The 23,075-nt window shown below is 63.4% G+C and carries 22 protein-coding genes; 8 read left to right on the top strand and 14 right to left on the bottom strand.

Annotated elements, in window-relative coordinates:
• Positions 1–10 precede the first annotated feature (10 nt).
• Positions 11–784, top strand: a complete 774-nt coding sequence (locus ACNFCI_RS06120) for an enoyl-CoA hydratase (RefSeq protein ID WP_368830132.1) — start codon at positions 11–13, stop codon at positions 782–784.
• 35 nt (positions 785–819) lie between these two features.
• Here the strand turns inward: ACNFCI_RS06120 and ACNFCI_RS06115 are convergent, their stop codons facing one another.
• Positions 820–5,364 carry a hypothetical protein gene (locus tag ACNFCI_RS06115; RefSeq protein ID WP_368830133.1) on the bottom strand — a complete coding sequence of 1,515 codons (4,545 nt, stop codon included), beginning with the start codon at positions 5,362–5,364 and terminating at the stop codon, positions 820–822.
• 325 nt (positions 5,365–5,689) lie between these two features.
• Between ACNFCI_RS06115 and ACNFCI_RS06110 the strand changes: the two genes are divergently transcribed.
• The 3 genes from ACNFCI_RS06110 to ACNFCI_RS06100 all read left to right on the top strand — a co-directional run bounded on the left by ACNFCI_RS06110 (position 5,690) and on the right by ACNFCI_RS06100 (position 7,213).
• Complete coding sequence (locus tag ACNFCI_RS06110) at positions 5,690–6,094, top strand: TraR/DksA family transcriptional regulator (RefSeq protein WP_084854722.1); 405 nt, start codon at positions 5,690–5,692, stop codon at positions 6,092–6,094.
• Between the two features lie 445 nt (positions 6,095–6,539).
• Positions 6,540–7,010, top strand: a complete 471-nt coding sequence (locus ACNFCI_RS06105) for a hypothetical protein (protein ID WP_084854723.1) — start codon at positions 6,540–6,542, stop codon at positions 7,008–7,010.
• Positions 7,007–7,213 carry a hypothetical protein gene (locus tag ACNFCI_RS06100; protein WP_084854724.1) on the top strand — a complete coding sequence of 69 codons (207 nt, stop codon included), beginning with the start codon at positions 7,007–7,009 and terminating at the stop codon, positions 7,211–7,213. The genes ACNFCI_RS06105 and ACNFCI_RS06100 overlap by 4 nt, the downstream gene beginning before the upstream one ends.
• A 31-nt stretch (positions 7,214–7,244) precedes the next feature.
• Here the strand turns inward: ACNFCI_RS06100 and ACNFCI_RS06095 are convergent, their stop codons facing one another.
• The 7 genes from ACNFCI_RS06095 to ACNFCI_RS06065 all read right to left on the bottom strand — a co-directional run bounded on the left by ACNFCI_RS06095 (position 7,245) and on the right by ACNFCI_RS06065 (position 14,403).
• The gene (locus ACNFCI_RS06095) at positions 7,245–7,610 is read right to left on the bottom strand and encodes a Na+/H+ antiporter subunit G (protein WP_084854725.1); all 366 of its coding nucleotides are present in this window, start codon (positions 7,608–7,610) and stop codon (positions 7,245–7,247) included.
• Positions 7,607–7,885: a K+/H+ antiporter subunit F gene (locus ACNFCI_RS06090; RefSeq protein ID WP_084854726.1), complete on the bottom strand. Its 279-nt coding sequence runs from the start codon at positions 7,883–7,885 to the stop codon at positions 7,607–7,609. Before ACNFCI_RS06090 ends, ACNFCI_RS06095 begins: the two co-directional genes overlap by 4 nt.
• Positions 7,882–8,370, bottom strand: a complete 489-nt coding sequence (locus tag ACNFCI_RS06085) for a Na+/H+ antiporter subunit E (RefSeq protein WP_084854727.1) — start codon at positions 8,368–8,370, stop codon at positions 7,882–7,884. Before ACNFCI_RS06085 ends, ACNFCI_RS06090 begins: the two co-directional genes overlap by 4 nt.
• The gene (locus ACNFCI_RS06080) at positions 8,367–10,046 is read right to left on the bottom strand and encodes a monovalent cation/H+ antiporter subunit D (protein ID WP_084854728.1); all 1,680 of its coding nucleotides are present in this window, start codon (positions 10,044–10,046) and stop codon (positions 8,367–8,369) included. Before ACNFCI_RS06080 ends, ACNFCI_RS06085 begins: the two co-directional genes overlap by 4 nt.
• Positions 10,043–10,387 (bottom strand): Na+/H+ antiporter subunit C, encoded by a 345-nt coding sequence (locus ACNFCI_RS06075; RefSeq protein WP_084854729.1) that lies wholly within the window; start codon positions 10,385–10,387, stop codon positions 10,043–10,045. Before ACNFCI_RS06075 ends, ACNFCI_RS06080 begins: the two co-directional genes overlap by 4 nt.
• Complete coding sequence (locus tag ACNFCI_RS06070; protein WP_084854730.1) at positions 10,387–13,302, bottom strand: monovalent cation/H+ antiporter subunit A; 2,916 nt, start codon at positions 13,300–13,302, stop codon at positions 10,387–10,389. The genes ACNFCI_RS06075 and ACNFCI_RS06070 overlap by 1 nt, the downstream gene beginning before the upstream one ends.
• 150 nt (positions 13,303–13,452) lie before the next feature.
• The gene (locus ACNFCI_RS06065; protein WP_084854731.1) at positions 13,453–14,403 is read right to left on the bottom strand and encodes a DMT family transporter; all 951 of its coding nucleotides are present in this window, start codon (positions 14,401–14,403) and stop codon (positions 13,453–13,455) included.
• A gap of 83 nt (positions 14,404–14,486) precedes the next feature.
• On the opposite strand from ACNFCI_RS06065, the gene ACNFCI_RS06060 reads away from it, so the two are divergent.
• Positions 14,487–15,050, top strand: coding sequence for a helix-turn-helix domain-containing protein (locus ACNFCI_RS06060; RefSeq protein ID WP_084854732.1), 564 nt, complete (start codon positions 14,487–14,489; stop codon positions 15,048–15,050).
• A 5-nt stretch (positions 15,051–15,055) separates the two neighbouring features.
• On the opposite strand, the gene ACNFCI_RS06055 is transcribed toward ACNFCI_RS06060, so the two are convergent.
• On the bottom strand, positions 15,056–15,613 hold the full coding sequence (locus tag ACNFCI_RS06055; RefSeq protein ID WP_084854733.1) for a cysteine hydrolase family protein: 558 nt from the start codon (positions 15,611–15,613) through the stop codon (positions 15,056–15,058).
• An 82-nt stretch (positions 15,614–15,695) separates the two neighbouring features.
• Between ACNFCI_RS06055 and ACNFCI_RS06050 the strand changes: the two genes are divergently transcribed.
• Positions 15,696–16,679 carry a GlxA family transcriptional regulator gene (locus ACNFCI_RS06050; RefSeq protein ID WP_368830134.1) on the top strand — a complete coding sequence of 328 codons (984 nt, stop codon included), beginning with the start codon at positions 15,696–15,698 and terminating at the stop codon, positions 16,677–16,679.
• A 6-nt stretch (positions 16,680–16,685) separates the two neighbouring features.
• Here the strand turns inward: ACNFCI_RS06050 and soxR are convergent, their stop codons facing one another.
• Positions 16,686–17,144 (bottom strand): redox-sensitive transcriptional activator SoxR, encoded by a 459-nt coding sequence (gene soxR / locus ACNFCI_RS06045; RefSeq protein ID WP_084854734.1) that lies wholly within the window; start codon positions 17,142–17,144, stop codon positions 16,686–16,688.
• Between the two features lie 87 nt (positions 17,145–17,231).
• Here soxR and ACNFCI_RS06040 point away from each other — a divergent pair, with 87 nt between their 5' ends.
• Entirely contained in the window at positions 17,232–17,612 is a 381-nt protein-coding gene (locus tag ACNFCI_RS06040) for an antibiotic biosynthesis monooxygenase (RefSeq protein ID WP_084854735.1), read from the top strand.
• Here the strand turns inward: ACNFCI_RS06040 and ACNFCI_RS06035 are convergent.
• Complete coding sequence (locus ACNFCI_RS06035) at positions 17,591–18,361, bottom strand: alpha/beta hydrolase family protein (RefSeq protein ID WP_084854736.1); 771 nt, start codon at positions 18,359–18,361, stop codon at positions 17,591–17,593. The genes ACNFCI_RS06040 and ACNFCI_RS06035 overlap by 22 nt on opposite strands.
• Complete coding sequence (locus tag ACNFCI_RS06030) at positions 18,345–19,457, bottom strand: DUF3182 family protein (protein WP_368830135.1); 1,113 nt, start codon at positions 19,455–19,457, stop codon at positions 18,345–18,347. Before ACNFCI_RS06030 ends, ACNFCI_RS06035 begins: the two co-directional genes overlap by 17 nt.
• Positions 19,458–19,654: 197 nt before the next feature.
• Between ACNFCI_RS06030 and ACNFCI_RS06025 the strand changes: the two genes are divergently transcribed.
• Positions 19,655–21,463 carry an aminopeptidase P family protein gene (locus tag ACNFCI_RS06025; protein WP_368830136.1) on the top strand — a complete coding sequence of 603 codons (1,809 nt, stop codon included), beginning with the start codon at positions 19,655–19,657 and terminating at the stop codon, positions 21,461–21,463.
• A 50-nt stretch (positions 21,464–21,513) separates the two neighbouring features.
• Here ACNFCI_RS06025 and ACNFCI_RS06020 read toward each other — a convergent pair whose 3' ends face one another.
• Entirely contained in the window at positions 21,514–21,795 is a 282-nt protein-coding gene (locus tag ACNFCI_RS06020; RefSeq protein WP_084854739.1) for a hypothetical protein, read from the bottom strand.
• Positions 21,796–21,985: 190 nt separating this feature from the next.
• Positions 21,986–22,873 carry a threonine/homoserine exporter RhtA gene (gene rhtA / locus ACNFCI_RS06015; protein WP_084854740.1) on the bottom strand — a complete coding sequence of 296 codons (888 nt, stop codon included), beginning with the start codon at positions 22,871–22,873 and terminating at the stop codon, positions 21,986–21,988.
• Positions 22,874–23,075: the final 202 nt, after the last annotated feature.

The raw sequence follows: 23,075 nt of genomic DNA, 5'->3' as shown, positions 1-23,075 counted from the left end.
AGCAGTCTGCATGGCATTCGAAACCATCCTGTTGGACATCCACGGCAAGGTCGGCCTGATCACCCTCAACCGCCCGCAGGCGCTCAACGCCTTGAACGCGCAGATCGTCGGCGAGATCAATCAGGCCCTGGACCAGCTCGAGCGAGACCCGAACATCGGCTGCGTGGTGCTCACCGGCTCCGCCAAGGCCTTTGCCGCAGGTGCCGACATCAAGGAAATGGCCGAGCTCAAGTACCCACAGATCTACGTAGAGGACCTGTTCAGCGACGCCGACCGCATCGCCAACCGCCGCAAGCCAATCATCGCCGCGGTGTCCGGCTTCGCCCTGGGCGGTGGTTGCGAACTGGCGATGATGTGCGACTTCATCCTGGCCGCCGATAACGCCAAGTTCGGCCAGCCGGAGATCAACCTGGGCGTGCTGCCGGGCATGGGCGGTACCCAGCGCCTGACCCGCGCGGTGGGCAAGGCCAAGGCCATGGAGCTGTGTCTGACCGGGCGCCTGATGGGCGCCGAAGAGGCCGAGCGCGCCGGGTTGGTGGCCCGCGTGGTGCCACAAGCCGAGCTGCTCGAGGAGGCCTTGAAGGCCGCCGCGACCATCGCCAGCAAATCCATCCCGGTGAGCATGATGGTCAAGGAAAGCGTCAACCGCGCCTTCGAAGTCACCCTGAGCGAGGGCGTGCGCTTCGAGCGTCGGGTGTTCCACGCAGCCTTCGCCACGGAGGATCAGAAAGAGGGCATGGCTGCCTTCATCGCCAAGCGCGAGGCGCAGTTCAAGGATCGGTGAGAACAGTCGGGGCGCCTGAAGGCGCCCCGGTCGTTTCAGACGTTGAAGAAGTACTGCTGCGCATCGGCCAGGGAAATCGGGCTGCGGTAGACCTCTTCGACCTGCCCGGTGTCCGGCCGGTCGGCTTGCGCGCCTTGGGCGTACCGCTGCGCTGCCGGCTTGAGGTGGCCGGCGACGAAGGCACGTTTGTCGGCCTCGAGCGTGCGGTAGTGAAAATGCGCGACCCAAAGCAATGATTCGCCCTGGTAGATCCCATAGTCATCCAGGTAGTCCGCAGGCCTGCCCTTGACCCGGGCGAGCCGTTTGCGCGGGCTCTCCACGCGGACGGTCACAATGCCCTGATCGATGAGAAAGCGCAGCTCGGCCATTCGCGGTTTTTGTTCCAGCGCCGCTTTGGTGCGCAGCTCGATCGCCTTGCGGGTCAGTTGAGCGTCCAGGTCCTCCAGTTCCTTGATCGTTCCTGCGGCATCGCGGTTGCCACTGACCTCGTCCGTCTGGTTGTCCGTCGTCAGGTGCTGCTCGATCGCCTCGCGCAAGGTACGCAGGCGGTCGCGCTGATGGTGCAGCAATTCTTCGATCTCGATGGGCAGGTATTGGCTGAAGGTGCCGCCTTCCAGGCGTTGCAGTTCTTTGCGCGCGGTCTGCAGGCGCGCTTGGCTGTCCTTGAGCAGATGTTTGAGTTTGCGCACGGCAGAGGGTTTGGCAGGTGCCTGCGCCGCAAGCTCCACCCAACAATCGTTTTCCAGTTTGTAGCTGAGTGAACTGGCATTGTGTGGCGCAGTCGGGATATCGACGATGGTGTCGTCGTCAGGGCGGACATTGCCCAGCAGTACATCGCCTTCCTGGGTTTCGATCAGGCCTGGCACCTGCTTGCGCAGTTGGGTGACCGTGTTGCTGGGGAGCGTTGCGGCGTATTCGTCGAGCGTGGGTTGCAGTTCCTTGGCCGCGCTGTCGATGTCTTCGAACAGTTGGGTCAGGGGCTGCTGGGCTGTGTCCAGGTTCAAGTGGGCCTTGAGGTTGCCCAACCGGCGACGTGCTGTCTTGAAATGACCGTCGATGCTGATGGCCAACCGACTGACCACATCGTCATTGTGCTGCTCAAGGGCCAACAGTTGCTGGCGCTGGGCAAATGCCAGGTCAAGGCTTTCGCTACAGCGTTGCAGCCAATACTCGCTGTCGTCGTCGAGCGTTTCGAGCAGCGACAAGCGGTTGACGCAAGCCTCGATACGCGACCAGCGCCACGTCAGCGGTGATTTGACCAGCTCCCAACCGATCGAGGCTGCGTTGCGGTATTCGATGATCTTCGGTTGAGAACGGCTGGCAAGCCGCTGAAGTTGCTCCATGCCATCGACCAGGCTCTGGCTGTTGTCCAGCAACTTGTCCAGCAGCGGCAGCAACGTATCGATGCGCTGCCCCAGGCTGCGCTTGTCCGCCTCGGTCAGCTCGTAACCCCCGTGCTGCAGCTTGATCATTTCATCGATCTGTTCCCGGATGGGCGCATGCAGCCAGGACAGGGTTTCATCGATCTTCTTTGCGTAATGCAATTGCTGGGACAGGGCATAGGCGCGCTTGACCTTGTATTCGTGCAGCGGCTTGAGCGCATTGAATTGATTGATGCGTTGCAAGTGCTCTTGCCAGAACGTGGTGAAGCCCTCGAGCTTCGCCAGATAGTTGCGCAGGATGCGCTCAGGTGCCTTGCGGTGGGCCAGCCCTGCCGCCTTGTCGAGGTATTCGCGCTGGGTCTTCTGGTGGGTCACGTCCTGCTGGATCTGGGTCTGCAGCGCTGCCAGCTCTTGCTGGTTGGCGTTGCGCAGCTGCTCGACCCGGCGATGCAACGGCATGCCCGCGCGCAGGCGCAGGCCCAAGTCCAGCTGCCAGCGACCGGCCTCGTCGCGTCGCAGCCAAGGGCCTTTGACGAGTTCGTCTTTGCTGTCGACGATGCGCGGACACTGTTGATTGGCATCGAATTCGACCTGGTAGACCTTGTCGTTGAGGGCAACCCAGCTTCTGTCTTTATAGAAATACAGGTCCTTTAGGAGGCCGTTGGGGATGGGCTTGCCCAACCGGGCCAGGGGGGTATCCGCGCAGAGTGCTTCCAGGTTTTTTCGCTGTACGGGGTCGAGCGTGCGCTTGGGGTTTGCCCAGGAAAAATCCAGGACCTGCTCGCGTGACGACACGCTCAGTGTGGGCAGGGCCGGTAGCAAGGCTGTAGCAGGGTCGGTACGAGACCGTCGCGAAGCGGCTTGGCGCAGCGCCTCGATGCGCTTGAAGGCATGGTTGAGCAGGAGCAATGCCAGGTTGACGAGAAACTCCACGAGAGCGGCGATCCGTTCGCCTGCACTCCGCTGTTGGTGTTCGCCCACCAGTTCGAGGAAGGCAGTTTCCAGTTGGATTGTCCAGATCGGCGCGGCCAATGGCTCGGCTGTGAAGGGCAGTACAGTATTGAGGAGCAGCCAGCCCAGGGATTTCCATCGTTCCCATCGGGCTTGGGCGCTGGTCTGGGCATGGGCTTGGAACTGGCTGATGGTTTCATCGATGCACCCTTGGTAGACGGCGTGGGCAGGATCGGCCAATGCAGGTTCCTGCGCCAGGGTGACCGGTGCGGGAGCGCCGAACGGGACGGCCCAGTCGTCTTCCAGGGGGTGGAACAGGTGGGGTTCGAGGAAGCCGCCATGGGCATAGACCTTGCGGTCCTGTTCAGGCAAGCGATCGAGCAGATCGTCTTGCAGTGCACCGGGGGCGGCGATCGCATCAAGCAGTGCCTGCCTGTCGTCGAAAGCCAGCAAGGGTTCGCTGTGCAACGGGCGGTATAGCAGGCACGGCTGCGAGGTGGCGGTTTGTGCCTCGATCAGCCATGTGTTGAGCGGGTGGTCGGGGCTGGCATCCAGGCTTCTGAGCAGCCCGAACTGGCGCAGTTGCCAGGACGTGCTGCGTTGCGGGGTCTCGGCAAACACGTCACCGATACCTTTTATAGCGTCGAAGTCTATCGGTTTGCCCTGCAGGTTCAGCGCCATGGCAAGGGCGGGTAGCTGGGTGTGCAGTTGCCGTCTTAACAACGATTCGCGACGCGACCGCTGCGACGGATCGTCCAATAGGGTGGCGCGCAACATGGCGGGGTAGTGTTTTGCGACATCCGCGTCGGTGATGAGGTTGCGCAAGTAGGTTTCATCGAACCAGTCCGGCACCGGCTTGCCGTCGAGGGCCTGCAGCGTGATCTTGCCTGGACGCAGCAGCCCCAGGTTGCTGATCGCCAGTTGGGGGAGCGTGAATGTTTCGATATGGGGTGTGTTGTCTGTGACGATGGTTTCGTGGACAGACAACGCGCCGATGGTCGTCTGGGCGTTGACGACCCTGAGCGCCGAGAGGTCCAGGTCGGCCTCGGGATGATCGTTCTGGATGCGAGCCAGAAGTTGTTGCGTGGCGAAGGTCTGGGCATCGGCCACGCCATCGAGCCAAGAGGTGTACTGGGCGTCATGGTAGCCTTGAGCGATTTGGGTCAGCTGCGTGCTGTAGCGCAACAGTTTTTTCGGGGAAGCTTCCTTCAGCCAAGAGGGCAGATGGCTCGCCAGGCGCTCGTGCAAGCTGGCCTCGGCCGGGCTGCACAGACCGAACATCGATGTCAGTCGGTCCAGGGCGACCGACATATCGGTTGCGCGGACCAGATCGTCCCCCTGCCAGGCGGTAAGCTGCGATCCGTGCAACTGCTGGCACAGCACGCCAAGTGCCTGGTTTTGGAAGTATGGCAAGGTCGGGGATACCAAGTGCACGTCCGGCCCGGAGACACCAGGCAACAGTGGCCAGGGCTTGGCGGCATGGCTCAGCAGCGTTTGGCGTGAAGGGAAGGACACCAATTTCCCGGTAGGGGTGTAGAGCAATGTCGTGCCCCGTTCGGCCGGGGCGTCACTGCGTTCGATCAAAAGGGCACTGGATAGCTCCGGGTCCAGTTGCCAGTTGCTCACGAAATCCATGCGCAGATTGCTGACCCGAACCTGAAAGCGTTCCAGGCTGGCTTGCGTGCGTGGGTCAGGATGCGCTTGCACCCATAGCGCTGTGCTCAGAGCCTCGGGAAGCAGCGTCGCGTCACGTTTGCCGTCCAGGACGGCCTGGGTGAACTGTTGCTGCAGGTAATCGCTGTACCAGTGCCAGGGCGTCTGTCCCTTGTCGTCGCTATCGCTCCAGAAGCTGATCAAGGCCTGTTGATACGCTTCCAGCATGAACGGGCCGCATTCATTGATCATGACTGTCAGAGGATCCAGATCCAGCGACAGCGCGTTCTTGGGGTCATGTTCCTGCACCGGGGAGACGTAGTCTTCGTGCGGCGTCAGGTTCAGCGTCCGGCGTAGGCAGTAGCGCTCGACGAGCACATGGCTCAATGGGCGGATAAAAGGAGGGGCCGACGCCGGCCCGAGGCTGACCAGAAACAGGTTGCGAGGGTCTGCGCTGGATGGCAGACGGCGTGTCAGCCATTGTTCGGCCAGCACCTGGGCGGCGATGTCGAGCAGGCTGGGACGGGCATTGAAGCGAATCGCTACCTGGCACTCCAGGCTTGGACTTGTGGGGCGTTGGGACGTGTTGCTCATGGACTGCTCCGGCTGTGAAACGGTCCATTAGCAAAGGCGTTTTCATGCCGCTGCGGTCGGTAGCCAGGTACTACTTTGCATACACCTCGCCTGGCTGTTGCACGTTACAGCGCAAAACCGACGAACTGTTGCCGTGGCGGTGGGCGCAATCGGGGGGATTTCGGTAAATTCACGGATCAATGGTGTTGCCCCTCGCGGCCTGCCGCCTTAGACTGCCGCCCCCTGTAAAAAGAGCCGGTTGGCGCTTTTAAGAATTTCGTTACCCACGCACGATCGTGGGTGACACCCGAAACGCCCAAAAGCCTATATTTTCATAGAGAAATCGATGACCAAGGAACAGTTGCTGGCCATGCCGGCCGATGACTACATGAACGCTGAACAGCTGGCATTCTTCACTGAGCTGCTGCAGGCGATGAAAGTCGAAACCCACGAGCGCATCGAGCTGAGCCGCAACACCATCGAAAGCCTGGATACGCCTTCGGACCCTGCCGATGTGGCCTCGGTGGAAGAAGAGCGTCACTGGCTGGTCAACGCCATCGAGCGTGACCAGCGTCTGCTCCCGCAGCTGGAAATGGCCCTGGGCCGTATCGCTGACGAAAGCTTCGGTTGGTGCGATGACAGCGGCGAACCGATCGGCCTGCAGCGCCTGCTGATCAGCCCGACCACCAAGTACTGCATCGAAGCCCAGGAGCGCCACGAACAGCTCGACCGCCACCAGCGTCAGGTCTGATCGTCACGGTTTCCAGAGGCCCCACGGAGCAATCCCTGGGGCTTTTTGCGTTTCTTTGTCCTGGCGGCAACTCTCTGTTCTGGCCTCCTTCAACAGCAAGAAATGCGCTGGCCCTCTCGACGGATTTCAGTCTTTTCGTGCATATTCTCCCCCTGTAATGTGCTGATGGATATCGAGGCCCGTTCTGCCGAGGGCCGGCGCTATCTGTTGCATCTTTTCCTGCAATTTTGTTGTCAGACATTACGTTCCCTGTAGGGAATACTGCCGAAAAGCCGTCTTGAGGTCTTGGCTGGCAAGCTTGAGTAATAATTCCTGCCTGCCGCATCGCCTACCTGTACAGACGTTTCGCGCATCGCTTGATTAGTCTTTCAGACATCGACTTGAAATGATCGCGCCCCCACGTATTGGGTTGGGGGTGCCTGTAACCGGTTCGAGGAATTCTTCATTGGCAGTCAGTACTCTGGATACCCACGCGTTGTTCGCCCTGGGCGATTTGCGGGCCAAGTTGGCCAAGCTGTTTCAAGGGCGTTTCATCTATGTGACCGAACAGAACCCGGATGGCCTGTACATGGCCGAGATCGACACCGATGACGCCTTGGTGGTCGATAACAAACAACACCTGGAATTGAAGGTCGGCGACCACTTTCGCGCTGCGGTATTGCCCAGTCGTGAGGGTGGCAAGCTGGAGCTGCGCTTTCGCGATATCAAGCTGAACGTCTATGGCGTCGGCGATTACGCCTTCGTCTCGGTGCCGGAAGGTGAAGGCATCGTGTTTCGCGAGGGCCATGGCGTGATGCTGGTGTTCGCCGCCCAGCAACAGGTGCAGGAAGGCCTGGGCAAGCTGCTCAAGGCGGTGACCGGCAAGGTCGCCAAATGGCGCAAGGGCGAGCTGACCACTTTCAAGGCCAGCGAATGAGCGACAAGGCGCCCACCGGTAGAGCGCATTTTCATCAGCAGCACCAGGCCCAGGCCGTGGCGCAGGCCGAGCGCCTGCTGGCCAGGCGTGAGGCGCTGGGGGCCGGCTGGTTGGCTTGGGTGGCAGGTGAGTTGTACCAGCTCAGCCCGCCCGAGTTCGCCGCCATGGTGCGGCGGGAGCTGCAACGCCTGACCCAGGGTTGAGGTATACCTGGCTTGCCCCGGGCAGCCAGCCTCAGTTGCCGTGGTCTCGCCCGCTGCTCACCTCTTCAGGCACCGGCTCGCCGGACATGCGCTTGCGAAACAGGGCCGCCCTGGCCAGCAGCAGCGTGGTCACTGGCACGGTAATGGACAGCAGGACCGGAATCAGCCAGGCATGCAGCACCGGGCCTTGCTTGATCCACGAGAAATACAGGATCGAAGCCAGGCAGACACACCAGGCGCCGAGGGTCGAAGCCAGGGCAGGTGGGTGCATGCGCTGGAAATAGTCCTTCAGGCGCAGCAGGCCGAGGGCGCCGATCAGGGCGAACAGGCTGCCGCCAAGCAACAACAGTGCAGTGATCAATTCCAGCCAGAATGGCAACACCAGGGTTTCGTTCATTCGATCACCTCGCCGCGCAGCAGGAATTTGGCCAGGGCGAACGAGCCGACGAAGCCGAACAGGGCGATCAGCAAGGCGCCTTCGAAGTAGGTATCGCTGGCGTAGCGGATACCCAGTACCAGCATCATCAACATGCCGAGGATGTACAGGTAGTCCAGCGCCAGGACCCGGTCCTGGGCGCTGGGGCCGCGAAACAGCCTGACCAGCGCCAGGGCCATGGCAGTGGCGAAGATGAACAGGCTGGCGAGAATGGCGTTGGCGAGCAGGCCAGTCATTCGAAAATCTCCATCAGCGGGCGTTCGTAGGTGTGCTTGAAGTGCTCGATGAAAGCTGCTTCGTCCTCCAGGTCGAACACATGCAGCAGCAGGACGCTGCGGTCCAGCGCCAGCTCCGACCAGACCGTGCCAGGTACCACCGTGGTGATCATCGACAACGCTGCCAGGCCATGGGCGTCACGCAGGGCCAAAGGAATATGCACGAAGGCCGAGCGTGGCGGGCGTCTGCCGGCCATGAGCACACTGCGCGCCACCAACAGGTTGGAATGAATGACATCGAGGCCTACCCGGCCGATCAGCCGGGCGACCACCAATGGCCGGCGCACATGGGCGTGCTGAGGGCGCAGCGGGGCCATCAGCACCGGCGCCAGGGTCGCAAGGACCGCCGCGAGCAGCAGGTTGCCTGGGCTGACCGACAGGTTCAGCAACAGCCACAAGACGAACAGCGACACGGACAGCAGCGGGGCGGGGAACAGTCGCTTCATGGCTGTACCTGCGCATCGAGGGTGGTTGGGCCAGGCAGCGGGCGGGTCGCCATCACGGCTTCGATATAGGTATCGGGTGCCTGCAGGCTGGCCGCCGTGTCCTGGGTGTAGCGCAGCAAGGGTTCGGCCTGGATGCTGAGCAGGATGCACAAGCCCAGCAAGAGGACGATAGGCAGGCATTCATAGCGGCGCAGCAGTGGCGAGGGGCGCTCCTCGGGCTTCCAGAAACGCTGGATGCCAACCCGCCCGAAGGCGATCAGCGAGGCCATGCCGGAGAGGATCAACAGGGCCACCAGGCCCCAGGCGGTAGCGGACAAGGGCTCATCGTTCGGCGTGCCCAGGCCCTGGGGGTTGAACAGCGCACTGATCAGGCTCAGCTTGCCGATGAAGCCCGACAACGGTGGCATGCCGATGATCAACAGGGCGCAGGCGATGAAGCTCAGGCCCAGGAAGGCCATGGTCCAGGGAATGACCTGGCCGATCACGGCCTTTTGTTCGTCGTCGAGGTTGATGCCCTTGGGCGGGTGTAGCGACTCCAGGGGGGGCGGGATGGCATCTTCCTCGTCGTCCAGGGGCGCTTCGTTGGCTGAGCGCGAGCGTTCTACCAGCTCGGCGAGCAGGAACAGTGTGCACAAGGCCAGGGTCGAGCTCACCAGGTAGAACAAGGCACTGCCGGTAAGGATCGGCTGGCCGAAGCCGACAGCCCCCAGCAGGGTGCCGGCCGATACCAGGATGCTCAGCGCGGCCAGGCGCTCCAAGCGCTGGGCGGCGAGGATCGACACAGCGGCGACCGCGAGGGTCGCCAGCCCGCCATAGACCAGCCACTGGCCGCCGAAATGCGCCGAGGCGCCGGCCTGGCCGGAAAACAGCAAGGTCCACAGGCGCAACACGGTATACAAGCCGACCTTGGTCATGATGGCGAACAGCGCCGCCACCGGTGCGCTGGCCGAGGCATAGGCCGGTACCAGCCAGAAGTTCAGCGGCCAGATGCCGGCCTTGACCAGGAATGCCGTGGCCAGGATCGCAGCGCCCGCGTGCAGCAGGCCCCGATCGGCTTCCGGCACCAGCGGGATCTTCAACGCCAGGTCAGCCATGTTCAGGGTGCCGGTTACGCCGTAGAGCATGGCGGCGCCGATCAGGAACAGCGACGAGGCGAACAGGTTGATGGCGATATAGTGCAGGCCCGCCTTGACCCGCGCCCGCCCCGAACCATGCAGCAGCAGGCCGTAGGAGGCGGCCAGCAGCACTTCGAAGAACACGAACAGGTTGAACAGGTCAGCGGTCAGGAAGGCGCCGTACAGGCCCATGAGCTGGATCTGGAACAGGGCGTGGAAGCTGGCACCTGCGCCATCCCAGCGAGCCCTGGCGAACAACAGTGCACTGACCCCGACGATGCCGGTAAGGGTCAGCATCAACGCGGACAGATGGTCCACGACCAGGACGATGCCGAACGGCGCTGGCCAGTTGCCCGGCAGGTAGACACCGATGGATTCGGCCTGCCCCTGGCTGCGTACCCAGCCGAGCAGGGTGAGGGCGATGCCCAGGCCAGCCAGGGTCGACAACAGGTTCAGACGGCCCTTGAGCGGGCGTCGCTTCTCGCCGAGCAACAGCATCAACGCTGCCGTCACCAGTGGCAGCAGGATCGGGGCGATGATCAGTTGGTTCAACCCGCTCATTCCTCACGCTCCCGGCCGTCGACGTGGTCGGTGCCGGTCAGCCCGCGCGAGGCCAGCAGCACCACCAGGAACAGCGCGGTCATGGCGAAGCTGATGACGATGGCGGTGAGCACCAGGGCCTGAGGCAATGGGTCGGTGTAGTTGAGCAGGTCCTGGGGCACGCCGTCCTTGATGATCGGCTCCTTGCCGATGAACAGGCTGCCCATGCTGAAAATGAACAGGTTGACGCCATAGGACAACAGGCACAGGCCCATGATGACCTGGTAGGTCCGTGGACGCAGGATCAGCCAGACCCCGGAGGCGGCCAGAACACCGATGGCCACGGCAATGACTTCTTCCATCAGGCGGCTCCTGCTTGGCTGGATTTGGACGGGTTGCCCGGGCGATGGGCGCGCACCGACTGGTGCGCCAGGGCGGTGAGGATCAGCAGCGTGGAGCCGACCACGACGGTGTAGACGCCGATGTCGAAGAACAGCGCGCTGGCCACGTGCAGGTCACCGAGCACCGGCAGGTGCAGGTGGGCGGTGTGGGTGGTCAGGAACGGGTAGCCCAGGACCATTGCCCCGGCACCGGTCAAGGTGGCGCATAGCAGCCCTGTGCCCATCCAGCGCAGCGGGCGCAGGCTCATCTGCGCCTCGACCCACTGGGTGCCGGCGACCATGTACTGGAGGATGAACGCCACCGACATCACCAGCCCGGCGACGAAGCCGCCGCCAGGCTGGTTATGGCCGCGCATGAACAGGTACATCGACACCAGCAGGGCGATCGGCAGCAACAGGCGCACCAGGGCCGCAGGCACCATCATGAAGCCAAGTGCGGTGTCGGTGGCGTGGCGCGGGTTGATCAGGTCGGTGACCACGTCCGGTGCCAGCTGGCGCTGCTGGGCAGGCAATTGCATGCTCTCCTTCGGCGGGCGGAAGCGCCGCAGCAGGGCGAACACGGTCAGGGACACGGCCACCAGCACGGTGATCTCGCCCAAGGTGTCGAAGCCGCGGAAGTCCACCAGCATGACATTGACCACATTGGTGCCGCCGCCCTGGGGCAGTGCCCGGCTCAGGTAGAACGACGAGATGTCGTTGGGCGTCGGCCGGGTCAGCATGGCGTAGGAGAGCAGGGCCATCCCGCCGCCGACCAGCACGGCCAGCAACAGGTCGCGCAGGCGCCGCAGGCGTGCGCGCTCCTGGGTGCCCGCCAGCGGCGAGACACCTTCGATCCGTCGCGGCAGCCAGCGCAGGCCGAGCAGGATCAGCACCGTGGTCACCACCTCGACGGCGAGCTGGGTCAGGGCCAGATCCGGTGCCGAGAACCAGACGAACGTGATGCAGGTCATCAGGCCGCATACGCTGACCATGATCAAGGCTGCCAAGCGGTGATACTTGGCCTGCCAGGCCGCCCCGATGGCGCAGGCGATGGCGATCAGCCAGAGTGCGACGAACACGCCCGAACCCGGGATCTTTGGCCGGTCGCCCCAGCTCAGGCCGCTGTAGAGCATAGGCATGAGGCCGGCGATGAACGCGGCCAGGGTCAGCATGAACAGCTGCTTCTGCAGGCGCCGGGTGGTCAGCAGCCTTTCGATGCGGCGGGCCAGCAGCATCAGGTGTACGAGGCCGCGTTCGAACAGGCGCTTGCCGTTGAAGCGCTCGATCAGCGGCGGGTGTGGGAAGCGGCCGCGGCGCAGTTGTTCACGCAGCAGCAGGTAGAGCACGATGCCGCCGCTCATGGCGATCAGGCTCATGATCAGCGGGGCGTTCCAGCCGTGCCAGATGGCCAGGCTGTATTCAGGCAAGGTGCCGCCCACCACGGGTAGCGCGGCGGCAGCCAGCAGCGGGCCGACCGATTGCGCCGGGAAGATCCCCACCACCAGGCAGGTCAGTACCAGCAGCTCCACGGGAGCGCGCATCCAGCGGGGCGGCTCGTGGGGTGTGTGCGGCAGGTCCTGGGCGGTAGGGCCGAAGAACACGTCGACGGTGAAGCGCAGCGCATAAGCCACGCTGAAGGTGCCGGCCAGGGTGGCGATCACCGGCAATGCGGTCTCGACCCAGGCGGTGGACGAGATGAACACCGTTTCGGCGAAGAACATTTCCTTGGACAGGAAACCGTTCATCAAGGGCACGCCAGCCATCGAAGCGCTGGCCACCATGGCCAACGTGGCGGTGAAAGGGATCAGGCGGAACAAACCGCTCAGGCGGCGAATGTCGCGGGTGCCGCTTTCGTGGTCGATGATGCCGGCGGCCATGAACAGCGAGGCCTTGAAGGTGGCATGGTTGAGAATGTGGAACACGGCCGCCACGGCCGCGAGCGGGCTATTCAGACCCAGCAGCAGAGTGATCAGGCCTAGGTGGCTGATGGTCGAATAGGCCAGCAGCCCTTTGAGGTCGTTCTGGAACATTGCCGCGAACGCGCCCAGCAGCAAGGTCAAGGCACCGGCGCCGCCGACGATCCAGAACCATTCTTCGCTGCCCGAGAGCACCGGCCACAGCCGTGCCAGCAGGAATACGCCAGCTTTGACCATGGTGGCTGAGTGCAGGTAGGCCGAAACCGGAGTGGGGGCTGCCATGGCGTGGGGCAGCCAGAACTGGAAGGGGAACTGCGCGCTCTTACTCAGCGCGCCGATCAGGATCAACGGCAGCAGCACCGGGTACAGCGTGTGCTCGCGGATCAGCTGGCCGGCAGCCAGGACCTTGTCCAGGTCGTAGCTGCCGACCACATGGCCGAGCAGCAGCACCCCCACCAGCATGCACAGGCCGCCCGCGCCAGTGACCATCAACGCCATGTAGGCACCGCGGCGGGCATCGCTGCGATGGTGCCAGTAGCCGATCAACAGGAAGGAGAACAGGCTGGTCAGTTCCCAGAAGAACACCAGCTGGATCAGGTTGCCGGAGATAACAACCCCGAGCATGGCACCCATGAAGGCCAGGAAGAACGCGAAGAAGCGCGGCACCGGGTCCTGGGGAGACATATAGTAGCGTGCGTACAGCGACACCAGGGTACCGATGCCCAGCACCAGCAGGGAGAACAGCCAAGCGAAGCCGTCCATGCGCAGCACCAGGTTCAGGCCCAGGCTCGGCAGCCAGAGGAATTCCTCGCGAATCACGCCGCCGTGGGCGACCTGCGGGTACATCAACGCCACCTGGATGGTGCCAGCCAGGGCCACGAGCCCGGCAAGAATGGACTCTGCGTTACGTGCGTTGTGCGGCAGCACGGCTGCCAGGCAACTGCCCACGAACGGCAGAAGCAATAGCACTATCAAGGACATAGCGTTCTAATCTGGAGAAGTTTGACAAAGATCATACGTGCCGCACGGGTGATCACCAACACGCAAGCGGCTGCACGATCCTCTAAATGCGGCGTGACAAGCTGTTTTTTTATAACAGTTTTTTTCAAAGCATAGCCGCTGACCAGCGCTTCACAGGCCCGGTTCGCGCTCTGGATGGTCTTCGCGTTCCTGTACCACCGGGGCCTGGCTGGCACGGCGGATTTTCAGTTCGCTGACCACGACGGCAATCACGATCAGCAGGCCTCCGAGCAGCGCGACGCCCGGAAGGCGCTCGCCGGCGATGCGGCCGACGACGCCCGCCCAGACCGGCTCGCCGGCATAGATGAGGGTGGCTCGGGTGGGCGAAACGGATTTCTGCGCCCAGTTCATCGCCACCTGGATCACTGCGCTCATCGCCCCCAGGCCAAGGGCGCTGCAAAGCAGCAGCCAGGAGAAACCCGGCAGGGCTTCCTGGGTCGGAACGATCATCAGGAAGGCCAGGGCCGAGGCGGTCGCCAGTTGCACCACGGTGACCCGGCGCACATCGACCTGGCCGGCATAGCGGCTGATGAGAATGATTTCGCCAGCGATCGCCACGGCACTGACCAGGGTAACCAGCTCGCCTTCGCTGAAATGCAAGGTGCCACCGTTCGGGCCGGCCAACAGCACCAGCCCGACGAACGCCAGGCAGATGCCAAGGCTTGGCATCAGGCCGGGGCGGCGTCCGAGTACCAGCCATTGCAACAGTGGTACGAAGGGCACGTAGAGGGCCGTGATGAAGGCCGACTGGCTGCTGCTGATGGTTTGCAGGCCCATGGTCTGCAAACCATAGCCGAGCATGATCGACACACCGATGAGCATGCCGGCCTTGAGCTCCGTGAAAGTCAGCCCCGGCAGCGAGCGGGCCGACACCAGGCCGACGAACACGGCGGCCGCGGCAAAGCGCAGACCGACGAAGAACATCGGGCCACTGACGGTCATGACATTGTGTACCAGCAGGAAGGTGCCACCCCAGAGCATGGTGATGAATACCAGCACCAGTTCCGCCTTGCTCAGACGCAAGGAGACGGCGGATTGGGTGGGCAGGCTGGGCTGGCTCATGGGCTTGCTTACTCGACAGGGGCGGCGCACAATCGCCGCAAAGTGGGCAGTATACTGCGCAATCCCTATCTGTGAGCAATATAGTGCACAAAGATTCTTCGCACCGAGCATCGGTGCTGCAACATGTCAGCCAGAACGTTCGCCAGTTACGCAGCGTTGCCGGGCTGAGCCAGACGGCACTGGCCGAGCGCTCTGGGGTCAGCCGGCGAATGCTGGTGGCCATCGAGGCGGGCGAAAAGAATGTCAGCCTCACCACCCTCGACCTGATCGCCGAAGCCCTGGGTGTGGCGTTCAGCACACTCATCCAGGCCCCTGATCGCCGTGACCCCAGCCGCATCGATGAGCTGGCCTGGGCCGGCGAGCATGCCGGCAGCAAGGCCATCCTGCTGGGCAGCAGCCCGGCCCGGCGTGAAGTCGAGCTTTGGGAATGGACCCTGGCGCCGGGCGAGTCCTACGCCAGTGAGGCCGACGCCGAAGGGTGGAGCGAGCAGATCTACGTGGCCGCAGGCTGCCTGACGTTGGTCATCGAGGGGCGTGAACGGCGCTTGCAGGCGGGCGAGTTCCACGTATTTCCCAGCAACTGCCGGTACGTGTATCGCAACGATGCCAGCGAGCCCACGCGGTTCGTGCGTAACGTCGTGATCTGAGCGCTTCAGCGGCGATATTCTGCGAGCAGTTGCTCGGTGCTCTCGACCCGGGCATAGGCGAAGGCCAGCGCCGCCATGGAGGCCGCCTGGACCTGCGCTGCGGGTACCTGCTTGCCGGCGAAGTCCAGGGGCAGGGTCGCGCAGGCATCATGGGCTACTGCCACTTGATAGCCATGGTCGGCCGCCGCGCGGGTGGCCGCGTCGATGCACATGTGGCTCATGCTGCCGACGATGGTCAGGGCCTGGACATCATGCTGGTCGAGCAGGGCCTTGAGGTTGGTGTCGCGAAAAGCATTGACCTGGTGCTTGGTGACCACGGCTTCGCCGCTGGCCGGCGCTACCTTGTGATGGATCTGCGCACCGTCCGAGCCCGGCGTGAAGAATGGCGCGTCGGCGCTTTCGAATTCATGGCGCACGTGCACCACCAGGTCGCCCCGGCTGCGGGCCGCGTCCAGCAGGCGGGCAGCGTTGTCGGCGGCGCTCTCGGCACCGTCGAGGGTCCACTTGCCACCGGGGAAGTAGTCGTTCTGGATGTCGATGATGATCAGGGCCTGCTTGCTCATGCTGCCTCCTGTGGCAGTAGTGGTTGGTTGAGGATAGTTATAGGCTTGGGCGATGTCCCCTGGGATTGGCGCGATCGACACAATGACGGCAAAAACTGACAGCTCCGCTACCCTGGAAATCGGTGTTCTTGTCTATCCAGGGGCGCAAGGTGCCGCCGTGCACGGCCTGACGGACTTGTTCACGGTGGCCAACCGGGTCGCCGCCGAGCTGGGCGAAGGCAACCTGCCACGCCTGCGTGTCAGCCATTGGCAGCTCGACGATGAAGGGCGGCTGCAGGTTATTCACGACAGCCTGGCGCAACCTCGCCATGCGCTGCGTGCCCTGGTGATCCCGCCGAGCCTGGAATCGGCACCGGCCCCTGCGTTGCTCGAGCGTCACCGTACTGCCCTGTGGAAATGGCATGGGCAGGGCACCGTGCTCGCCTCGGTGTGCATCGGGGTGTTCTTCATTGCCGCCAGCGGGCTGCTCGATGGACGAGCGGCGAGTACCCACTGGAACTATGCGCAGGCACTGGGTGAGCGCTTCCCCAAGGTGCGGGTGGAGGCCAACCAGCCGTTGCTCGATGACGGCGACATCGTGACATCTGCCGGCCTGATGGCCTGGACCGAGCTTGGCCTGCGCTTGCTGGAGCGTTTCCTCGGTGCGACCCTGGCCCGGGAAACTGCCCGTTACCTGGCCGTGGAGCCGTTGGCCAGCGCCTTGCCGGGCGCGCGTTTCAGCCCGCGGTTGGACCATGGTGACGAAGCGGTGCTCAAGGTCCAGCATTGGCTACAGGGCAACGGGGCGCAAGAGGCCGACCTGGCCAGCATGGCGTTATGCGCAGGCCTCGAGCCACGGACCTTCCTGCGCCGCTTTCGCGCGGCCACCGGGCTGCGGCCGACCGAGTATTGCCAACAGGTGCGTGTGGTGCGGGCCTGCCGCTTGCTGGAGTTTACCCGACGCAGCGTGGACCAGATCGCCTGGGGCGTGGGCTACCAAGACCCGGGTGCGTTTCGCAAGGTGTTCCAGCGTATCGTCGGGTCGACCCCCAGCGATTACCGGCGACGCTTCATCGCCCAGCCCTGAAATCTCCTAATGGGCGGGTGGATGCGGCCCGGGGCCCTGCTCGGCCAGGCGGTCGTGATGATTGCGCAAGGGGCACTCCTTCAACGACAGGCAGCCGCAGCCGATGCAGCCGTCCAGCTGATCGCGCAGCAAGATCAGTTCGTCGATCCGCCGGCTGAGATCGTCACGCCAGCGCGCCGATAGCCGGCCCCAGTCTTCGGCGCTGGGCGTGTGGTCCCTGGGCAGGGTGTCCAGGGCCTGGGCGATGTCGGCCAGGGCGATGCCCAGGCGCTGGGCCATCTTGATCACCGCCACCCGGCGTAGCGTGGCCCTGGGATAGCGGCGCTGGTTGCCCGCATTGCGGATACTGTGGATCAACCCCTTGGTCTCGTAGAAATGCAGCGCCGTGACGGCAACGCCGCTGCGTGCGGCCAGTTGGCCGACGCTCAGCAGCTTTTCTTCGCAAGAGGGCGTTTTGCCTGGCATGGGAAGAAATTCCTTGACCTTGACTTAACTCGAGGTTTTACCCTGCAAACCATCGCGCTGCAAGCGTCCGGAGCAAGGAGACAGTCCATGGCGGCCCAGCCCACTACCTTATGGTTCACCCAGATGATCGAATACGAAGTGCCAACGACCCAGCAGCAGGCGCTGGCCGAGGCATTGGTGGTGCGCAGCGAAGCGTTGGCAGCGCGTTGCGAGGGGCTGCTGGCGGTCAGTATCCAGGCCAGCGACGATGGCAGTCGGGTCTTGCAGTACCTGCAATGGCAATCACGCCAGGCGTGGGCCGCGGCGGCAGATTGCTTCGTGGAGGAGCCGTTCCTCGACTTGCTGTGCCAGCACCAGGCGCGGGGCATCAATTTCGCTGCCTACCAGACCCTGCGCAGCCTTGTGCGGGGCGCCGATGGCGAGTTGCAGTGCCAGGTGGGCGAGCCTCAGGCGTACCAGGGAGCGTAATGCGGATAACGGTCCAGGCGTGCGCCTATGACCATCTCCTCGATCCAGGACGCGAGCATGGCGCTGTAGGCCTTCTGGCATTCCTCGCTGGAAAGGGCATGGTCGGCGCCGTCGACGATACGGTGGGTCAGCGAGTGGGCCGCGACGAACGCCGAGCGATAGCTCATCAGCGTATTGTGCGGCACATAGTCGTCGTTTTCGGACTCGACCAGCAGCACGTCACCGCCGAACTCGGCACAGGCGGCCAGGGCCCGATTGTCGGCAGGGCCCAGGATACGCTGGCGATAGCTGTTCAGGCGTTGCCGATCCAGGGCTTGCTTGGGCGTTTCCCAGTCATCGTCCCAATACAAGGCCGGCACCCTCAGGGCCAGCCATTTGACAGGCCTCTGGGTAGTCAGCAGGGTCGCCAGGTAGCCGCCATAGCTGCTGCCGATCACGGCAATGGCCCCCGGGTCCACGGCTGGGTGGTTGGCTAGCTGGTCGTAGGCGGCCAGCACGTCGCCCAGGTTCTGCCGGCGGGTGACGGTCAGGCGCTGGCTTTCGGTCTTTTCGTGGCCGCGCAGGTCGAAGGTCATGCATACGCAGCCCAGCCCGGTGATGTTGCGTGCCCGGGCCAGGTCGCGTTGCTGGCTGCCGCCCCAGCCGTGGACGAAGAGAATGCCCGGCATCTTGCTGCCTGGGCTGACCACGGTGCCGGCGATGCGGTCGTCCTCGACCTGCAGCTCGACTGATTCACTCTGGATGGTCATGGTGGCGTATCCGTGCATACTTGCTGAGTTGTCCGAGTTCACTGTCGTTTCCCTGGTAGAAAAGTGTGGCGTCGGCAGGCAGTTCGGGAAGGCCGAAGACTTCATGGCTCGAGGCATGCACCCGTTGCAGGGCCGGGTCGTCGGCGAAGGCTTGCAGGGCCAGGATCTCGGCGCTGCTGGCCCCGCCCAGGCGCCAGGACTGTTCCAGCACCCCGCTGCGCAGGCGCTGCCGATGGTCTATGCCGCGGGCGATGTCATAGTTGCGGCGGGAGGCGACGAAGCCAGGAAAGTGCCGCTGCGCGGCGCGTTCATAGGCCATGGCCTGGTTGATGGCCAGGCGCACGTGTTCTTCAAGCGGTAGCTGCAGCAGGGACGTATAGCCGCCTCGCACCACGACCAGGTCAGAACCGCCATAGACCTCGGTGCCTTGATGATCGCGGGTCAGGCGCTGGGTGCCATAGTAGCTGCACACCTGGTCGCCGACGCAGGCCTGGCCCACGCTATAGGTCTCGACGTCGTCCAGGTTCTCTTCCAGCACGAGCCCGACAAGCCCCAGTGTTGCGTCGTCCATCTGCGCCAGCAATGGCTCCAGGTCCTCGGCGTGCTCGACCACCTCCTGCCCACGCCCGGCGCAGGCCAGCACTGGCTTGACCCGGACCGGCCCCTCGCGCAGGAGCAAGGCCGCAGCCTGCCGGGCATCGGTCTTGCTGAACACCGTGTAGCCGCGCAACAGGGCGTCGCGGGCGTCGCGGGCGAACGCATCGGTCCAACCTGATGGGAAGCTCGCCCCGGTTGGCAGAGGGTGGGAAATAGCCTTGGTGGCCATGAAGGGGTGCGTGACCAGGCCGCCGAACAGGTCGTGCTCGTCCACGATTCCCAGGGGGCGGTAGCGCTGCGGGTCGACCAAGGTTTCGGTCGGCAGGTAGTAGTAGCGATCGTTGCTGCCTGGGGGCTGGTCAGGCGCGGCCTTGCCAATGCCGAGCAGGCGCGCCAGGTAGTCGACGAGCTTGAGGTGGACGGCGTGCTCGTGGTCGGGCGTGTGCTCGCGGGTATCGAGCAGTACGACGGCGGTCTTCGGGTCACGGGGTCGGGGCATGGGCGATGGGTGTCCGCTAGGTATGTATGGTGTCTGAAGCCGCTTGACCGACCAAAGTTCAGCGCAATCGATCGGTGGCAGGTGGCTCGAATCGTTGGCCGGGAAGCATTGCGTACCTCGTCGCGATTGCGGCGCTTGGCCGGCTGTTCCATTATCAGCGCCCTGGAATAGTCGAAGATGTATCCGCAGGAGTGCGTATGAACAGTCAGTCCCCGATTCAGCAAAGCGTGCAGGCCCGCCTGGCACGTGTGCGCGAGGTGATGGCCAACGACGGGCTGGATGCCCTCCTGGTGCCCTCGGCCGATCCTCACTTGTCCGAATACCTGCCGGGGCACTGGCAGGGGCGCCAATGGCTGTCGGGGTTCCATGGATCGGTGGGCACCCTGGTGGTGACGGCGGGCTTTGCCGGGCTCTGGGCCGACAGCCGCTATTGGGAGCAGGCGCAGCACGAACTCGCCGGCAGTGGCATCGAACTGATGAAGCTGCTGCCTGGGCAGCCTGGAGCGCTGGAATGGCTTGGCGAACATATCAAGCCCCACGGCACGGTTGCCGTCGATGGTGCGGTCATGGCCCTGGCGTCCGCCCGGCTGTTGGAGGAGCGCCTCAGGGCGAAGGAGGCGCGGCTGCGCACTGACCTGGACGTGCTGGGGAAGGTGTGGGATGACCGGCCGGCACTGCCGGGCAATGCGGTCTACCAGCACCTGCCACCCCATGCCAGCGTCAACCGTGCGCAGAAGCTCGTCGAGTTGCGTCGCACGCTGGTTGAGCGAGGCGCTGATTGGCACTTCCTCGCCACCCTCGATGATATCGCTTGGCTGTTCAACTTGCGGGGCAGCGATATCTCCTACAACCCGGTGTTCGTTTCTTTCGCACTGATCGGGCAGGAACAAGCGACCCTGTTCGTTGGACGGGACAAGGTCGATGAGCATCTGCGACAGGTATTGGCGGCAGATGGCATCGAGGTGCGCGATTATGCCGATGTGGGCCAGGCCCTGGGCACGATCGCGCCGGGCAGCCGTTTGCTGGTGGATCCGGCGCGCGTCACCTGTGGCTTGCTGGGGCATCTGGATGAGCGCGTGCAATTGGTCGAGGGCGCCAACCCCACCACCTTGAGCAAATCGCGCAAGGGCGAGGATGACCTGGTGCATATCCGCCGGGTCATGGAGCACGACGGCGCCGCGTTATGCGAGTTCTTCGCCTGGTTCGAGGCGAACCTGGGCAAGGAAACCATCACCGAGCTGACCATCGACGAGCGGTTGACCGCAGCCCGGGCGCGTCGGCCGGATTTCGTGTCGCTGAGCTTTTCCACCATTGCGGCGTTCAACGCCAATGGCGCCATGCCGCATTATCGGGCCACCGAACAATCCCATGCGGTGATCGAGGGCGATGGCTTGCTGTTGATCGACTCGGGTGGTCAATACCTGGGCGGTACCACCGATATCACGCGGATGGTACCGATCGGCACGCCGAGCCTCGAGCAGCGCCAGGACTGCACGCGGGTGCTCAAGGGCATGATCGCGTTGTCGCGGGCCAAGTTCCCGCGAGGCATTCTTTCGCCCCTGCTCGACGCCATCGCCCGCGCGCCGATCTGGGCGGATCAGGTCGACTATGGCCATGGCACCGGTCATGGCGTGGGGTATTTCATGAATGTACACGAAGGGCCCCAGGTCATTGCCTATCAAGCTGCAACATTGCCGCAGACGGCGATGCAGGTGGGCATGATCAGTTCGATCGAGCCGGGCACCTACAGGCCGGGAGCCTGGGGTGTGCGTATCGAGAACCTGGTGGTCAACCGGGAAGTTGGCAAGAACGCCTTTGGCGATTTCCTGGCCTTCGAGACCCTGACCCTTTGTCCGATCGATACGCGCTGCCTGTTGCCCGAGCTGTTGGGGCAGGAGGAGATCCAGTGGCTCAACGCCTACCACGCGACCGTGCGTGAGCGGTTGACGCCTTTGCTCCAAGGAGAGGCGCTGGCCTGGTTGGAGGCCCGAACGGTGCCGATCTGACGTGGCGGGCATCAACGAAAAAGGGCAGCCGTTTGGCTGCCCTTTTCAGTTCATTTGCACAGGACGATCATGCTACGGCTGGTGTAACCGGCCGGATTGATACCGAATAGGTAGTCGCCCGGTTCTTCGTCCGTATCCCCGGAGCGGGCGATGACCTTGTAACCGCGGTTGCCGCAGGACGTGGCTGCCTTGCTGTAGCATTTCTCCCAAGAGGAGGAGAGGCCGGAGCAATTGATATGCAGCCCTTTTTTCCCCCGCTTCACCTCGGTCTTGGCGGTGGCGGCGCATCCAGCAATGGCCAAGATGGCCAGGATGAGCAAAATACGTTTCATTCCTGTCCTTAAATGCAGGGCCGACCAGCATGCCTGGCCCCGTCGTTATCGCTCTTTTCTTCCTGGAATTTCCCCAACGTCCCTGTCTTGTACAGTAGATAGCGTAAAGATCAAATTTTTGTGACAGCTTAATCAGCCTAGGCTGGAGGGACAATGTGAAAAGTCCGGGCAAATGAAAATATTTCTCATGTCAATCCGCCGCTACGGCTGTCGGGGTCTCCTTGCGCATCGACAAGGTCGCCCCGACGGAAGCGGTGATAATCGCCAGAATGGCGAGCCATTGGGAAAGGGATAGGACTTCCCCCAGGAACAACAACCCTGAAAGCGCAGCGAATACGGGCTCGATGCTCATCAGGGTGCCGAAGGTGCGGGCGGGCATGCGGGTCAGGGCGACCATCTCCAGGCTGTAGGGGAGGGCGGTGGAGAGCACTGCGACGCCTAGGGCCACCGGAATCAGGGCCGGTGCGAGCAATGCACTGCCAGCATGCGCGATGCCGATAGGCGCGACGAACAGCGCCGCCACCAGCACGCCCAGGGCGGCCGTCTGGATGCCATGTTCTGCACCGGCGCGTTGGCCATAGAGGATATACAGTGCCCAGCACACCCCCGCGCCTAGCGCGTAGGCTGCGCCAACCAAGTCGACGGCCTGGCCGGATTGGCCGACAGGAATCAACAGCAGCAACCCGATGATCGCCAAGCCGATCCATAGGAAGTCCACCACCCGCCGCGAGCCCAGGATCGCGACGGCCAGTGGCCCGGTGAATTCCAGTGCCACGGCGATACCCAGCGGGACGGTACGCACGGACATATAGAACAGCAGGTTCATACCGCCCAATGCCAGGCCATAGATGACGACGCTGCGCAGCGTGGCGGCATCCATCCGTGCACGCCATGGGCGCAGCAACAGCAACATGATGATGCTGGCGAATACCAGGCGAAGGGCGGTGGTGCCTTGGGCTCCGACTGCGGGAAACATGCTTTTGGCCAGGGAGGCTCCTGACTGGATCGAGGCCATGGCGATCAGCAGCAGGCCGATGGGAAACAGCGTGGCGGCCAGGCTGCGAGGCTGGTTGTTCATTGCAGGAGGGTAATCCTTATAAATGGAAGTGATACGGCTGAGCACTATAGTGCGCAATGGGCCCTGCCGTCGGCAAGAGCGGTTTGGTAACGTTTTTTGAAAATAACGGTTGACGTGCCGTTTCAGGGGCCTATAATGCGCCCCACTTCCGACGCAGTCGAAACGCAAAACTCCTTGAGATTCAATGAGTTGAACGCTTCAG

It is taken from the genome of Pseudomonas sp. NY15356 (assembly GCF_048068175.1).
GTDB lineage: Bacteria > Pseudomonadota > Gammaproteobacteria > Pseudomonadales > Pseudomonadaceae > Aquipseudomonas > Aquipseudomonas putida_K.
Note: the sequence above shows the minus strand (reverse complement) of the source record. Positions and strands in the feature narration are given on the sequence as shown.